The sequence below is a fragment of the Micromonospora sp. genome (assembly GCF_048594385.1).
GTDB classification, from domain to species: Bacteria; Actinomycetota; Actinomycetes; order Mycobacteriales; family Micromonosporaceae; genus Micromonospora; species Micromonospora wenchangensis.
This window is the reverse complement of the sequence record NZ_JBMDWU010000054.1, coordinates 1-3862: the sequence shown is the minus strand read 5'-3', so window position 1 is coordinate 3862 and position 3862 is coordinate 1. Positions and strand designations below refer to the sequence as shown.

Here is a 3862-nt window from a genome sequence, read left to right as displayed (position 1 = left end):
CGCACTACCGCAACGCGTACCGGACCCTGCGCAAGCTGCTCGACCTGCGGGCGGTGCCGATCGTCAACGAGAACGACACGGTCGCCACCGAGGAGATCCGGTTCGGCGACAACGACCGGCTGGCCGCTCTGGTCGCCGCCCTGGTCGACGCCGACCTGCTGGTGCTGCTCTCCGACGTCGACGCACTCTGGACCGGCGACCCGACCCGCCCCGGCAGCACCCGGATCACCGAGGTACGCGGCGAGGCCGACCTGGCCGGCGTCGACATCGGCGGGGCCGGCCGGGCCGGGGTCGGCACCGGCGGCATGGTCACCAAGGTCGAGGCGGCCCGGATCGCCACCGGCTTCGGCATCCCGGTGGTGCTGACCGCCGCCCCGCTGGCCGGCGCCGCGCTGGCCGGGGAACCGGTGGGCACCTTCTTCCACCCGGCCCGGCGACGCCCGGCGGCCCGGCTGTTCTGGCTGGCGCACGCCACCGCGCCCCGGGGCCGGCTGCACCTGGACCCGGGCGCGGTGCAGGCCGTGGTGGGGCGGCGCAAGTCGCTGCTGCCGGCCGGGATCACCGCCGTGGACGGCACCTTCACCGCCGGGGACCCGGTGGACCTGGTCGACGTCGACGGGGCGTCGGTGGCCCGGGGGCTGGTCAACTACGACGCGGTGGAGCTGCCCGGGCTGCTCGGCCGCTCCACCTCCGAACTCGCCGCGGCGCTCGGCCCGGCGTACGAACGTGAGGTCGTCCACCGCGACGACCTGGTGCTGCTGTGACATCAGGCGTCCCACGCGGGCGCTTCCGGAAGATCCGAAGGAGTACGCAATGAGCGTCGTCGAGCAGGCCCGCCGGGCCCGGGACGCGGCGGAGGCCCTCGCCGTCGCCACCCGTACGGTCAAGGATGCCGCGCTGCACGCGATGGCCGACGCGCTGGTGACGCGTACGCCGGAGATCCTCACCGCGAACGCGGCGGACCTGGCGGCCGGGCGGGAGGCCGGGCTGAGCGCGGCCGTGCTGGACCGGCTCGCCCTCGACGCGGACCGGGTGGCCGGCATCGCCGACGCGCTGCGCGAGATGGCCGCGCTGCCCGACCCGGTGGGTGAGGTGGTCCGGGGTTCGACCCTGCCCAACGGGCTGGAGCTGCGGCAGGTACGGGTGCCGTTCGGGGTGGTCGGGATCATCTACGAGGCCCGGCCGAACGTGACGGTGGACGCGGCCGGCATCTGCCTGAAATCCGGCAACGCGGCGCTGCTGCGCGGGTCGTCCTCGGCGGCGCACTCCAACGCGGCGCTGGTGGCGGTGCTGCGTGACGCGGTGGCCGGGGCCGGGTTGCCGGCCGACGCGGTGCAGCTGCTCGACGCCGGCTCCCGCGACTCGGTCAAGGAGCTGATGCGGGCCCGGGGCCTGGTCGACGTGCTGATCCCGCGCGGCGGTGCGTCGCTGATCCGCACCGTGGTCGAGGAGTCGACGGTGCCGGTGATCGAGACCGGGGTGGGCAACTGCCACGTCTACGTGGACGCCGCCGCCGACCCGGCCAAGGCGGTGGCGATCGCCCTGAACGCCAAGACCCAGCGCCTTTCCACCTGCAACACCGCCGAGTCGCTGCTGGTGCACGCCGACGTCGCCGACGCGTTCCTGCCGGCGGTGCTGGCCGCGTTCGCCGAGGCCGGGGTGACCGTGCACGGCTCCCCCGAGGTCGCCGCGTACTCCCCCGCCGTGGTGGCCGCCACCGACGAGGACTTCGCCACCGAATACCTCTCGGCCGACATCTCCGTCGCCGTGGTCGACTCGCTCGACGCCGCGGTCGCGCACATCCGCCGCTACGGCACCGGGCACACCGAGGCGATCGTCACCGACTCGCAGGCCGCCGCCCGGGAGTTCGTGGCCCGGGTCGACGCGGCGGCGGTGATGGTCAACGCCTCCACCCGGTTCACCGACGGCGGCGAGTTCGGCTTCGGCGCGGAGATCGGCATCTCCACCCAGAAGCTGCACGCCCGGGGCCCGATGGGGCTGCCCGAGCTGACCTCCACCAAGTACGTGGTGACCGGCGACGGTCACCTGCGCTGAGCCACCGCCCAGGTCACCAGGTGCCGGGCTCGTCGTCGGTCGGCGGGACCGGCCGGGCCCGGCGCACGGCAGGTGAGCCGGGTGGCGTCACCGGCGAGCCCATCGGGGCGCTCGGGGAGCCGGGCGGAAGGACCGGGCCGATCGGACGGCAGGCGCGGATCGCGGTGAGCGTGGTGTGCACGTCGAACTGGTGGCCGTCGTCGCTGTCCCAACCGCCGTCGCTGCGTTGGGTCTCGGCGAGCCGTCGGCGGGCCGACACCAGCACCCACTGCTCCTCGCCCACCTCGACCCGGCGCAGCGTGGCGGCCAGCGCGGCCACGTCGGCCGGGGAGAGCTTCGGAATGCGCTCGGCCAGCACCGCCTGGATCCGGGCCGACTCGTAGTAGAGCTGCTGGCGGTGCAGCACGGCCGCGCTCAACCAGCCGGCGGCCAGGAACGACGGCCAGCTCCCGTCGGGGGCGAGCTGACCGGCCAGGGCCTGCGCCGCCGCCTGCACCACCCCCGCGTACGCGCCGCCGACGCGGTGGTCGAGCGGTCCGGCGGCGCGGGCGTCCCGACCGGCCACGCTGAGCCAGTACGCGGCGTTGGCCGAGAGGTAGAGCCGGGCCTCCGGGTTACCCGGGGTGGCCCATTCGGGGGCGCTGCCGGCCAGTCTCGGGTCCTCGTCCCAGCCGCCGTCGGGCAGTTGCCGGGCGGCCAGCCAGTCCAGGGCGTGCCGGGCCGCCGGCCGACCGAGCGCGCCGAGGTCGTCCAACTCGGCGAGGCGGAAGCAGGTGGCGTCGATGGACGGCACGTCACCGCCGAGCAGGGCCGGCCAGCCGCCGTCGAGGGTCTGCCCGACCTCGGCCGCGTCGAGCAGGTCGGGGGGTACGGGCGCACCGGTGCGCAACCGGGACAGCCGGGCGCGATCCACCGCGTCGCCGTGCGCCACGACGAAGCCGACCGCGGCATCCAAGTCCACCACGACGTTGACGCTACCGGCGCGAACGCGATCCCGCCTCGGGGAATCGGTCGGGGCCGGGGACGGTTCGGCACCGCCCCCGGCTCCGGGCCCAGGTCAGTACGCCGGCAGCGAGGGATCGATCTGCTTGATCCAGGAGAGCACCCCGCCCTGGACGTGCACCGCGTCGCGGAACCCGGCCGCCTTGAGCGCGGCGAGCGCCTCGGCGGAGCGGACCCCGGACTTGCAGTGCAGCACGACCTGCTTGTCCTGGGGGAGCTTGGCCAGCGCCTCGCCCGAGATGATCTCGCCCTTGGGGATCAGGGTGGAGCCGGGAATCCGGACGATCTCGTACTCGGCGGGCTCCCGGACGTCGACCAGGAAGATGTCCTTGCCGGCGTCCTGCCACTCCTTGAGCTCGGTGGCGGTGATGGTCGCGTCGACGATCGCCTCCTGGGCCGCCTCGGAGACCGCGCCGCAGAAGTCCTCGTAGTCCTCCAGCAGGTCGGTGACCGTGGGGTTCTCCCCGCAGAGCACGCAGTTCGGGTCCTTCCGGACCTTGATCTTGCGGTAGCTCATCTCCAGGGCGTCGTAGACCATCAGCCGGCCGACCAGCGGCTCACCGATCCCGGCGAGCAGCTTGATCGCCTCGTTGACCTGGATCGACCCGATCGACGCGCAGAGCACGCCGAGCACGCCACCCTCGGCGCAGGACGGCACCATGCCGGGCGGCGGGGGCTCCGGGTAGAGGCAGCGGTAGCAGGGGCCGTGCTCGGCCCAGAACACCGACGCCTGGCCGTCGAACCGGTAGATCGACCCCCAGACGTACGGCTTGCCGAGCAGCACCGCCGCGTCGTTGACCATGTA

General features: G+C 74.2%; 3 protein-coding genes and 1 pseudogene. 2 read left to right on the top strand and 2 right to left on the bottom strand.

Annotation, left to right across the window (positions count from 1 at the left end):
* Together proB and ACOJTC_RS02430 are read left to right on the top strand one after the other, a co-directional pair.
* On the top strand, nucleotides 1-764 hold a 764-nt coding region (proB, locus tag ACOJTC_RS02435), incomplete at its 5' end, for a glutamate 5-kinase (protein WP_420115558.1).
* Nucleotides 765-813: 49 nt separating this feature from the next.
* Nucleotides 814-2055: a glutamate-5-semialdehyde dehydrogenase gene (locus ACOJTC_RS02430; RefSeq protein ID WP_420115557.1), complete on the top strand. Its 1242-nt coding sequence runs from the start codon at nucleotides 814-816 to the stop codon at nucleotides 2053-2055.
* Between the two features lie 145 nt (nucleotides 2056-2200).
* On the opposite strand, the pseudogene ACOJTC_RS02425 reads toward ACOJTC_RS02430, so the two are convergent.
* Nucleotides 2201-3019, bottom strand: a pseudogene (locus tag ACOJTC_RS02425) (hypothetical protein); the annotation flags it as partial.
* 93 nt (nucleotides 3020-3112) lie between these two features.
* On the bottom strand, nucleotides 3113-3862 hold a 750-nt coding region (locus tag ACOJTC_RS02420; RefSeq protein ID WP_420115556.1), incomplete at its 5' end, for a ThiF family adenylyltransferase.

Excerpts from the sequence above, each read along its gene's own strand:
- ACOJTC_RS02430 (WP_420115557.1), top strand. The coding sequence starts at position 814 with ATGAGCGTCGTCGAGCAGGCCCGCCGGGCCCGGGACGCGGCGGAGGCC.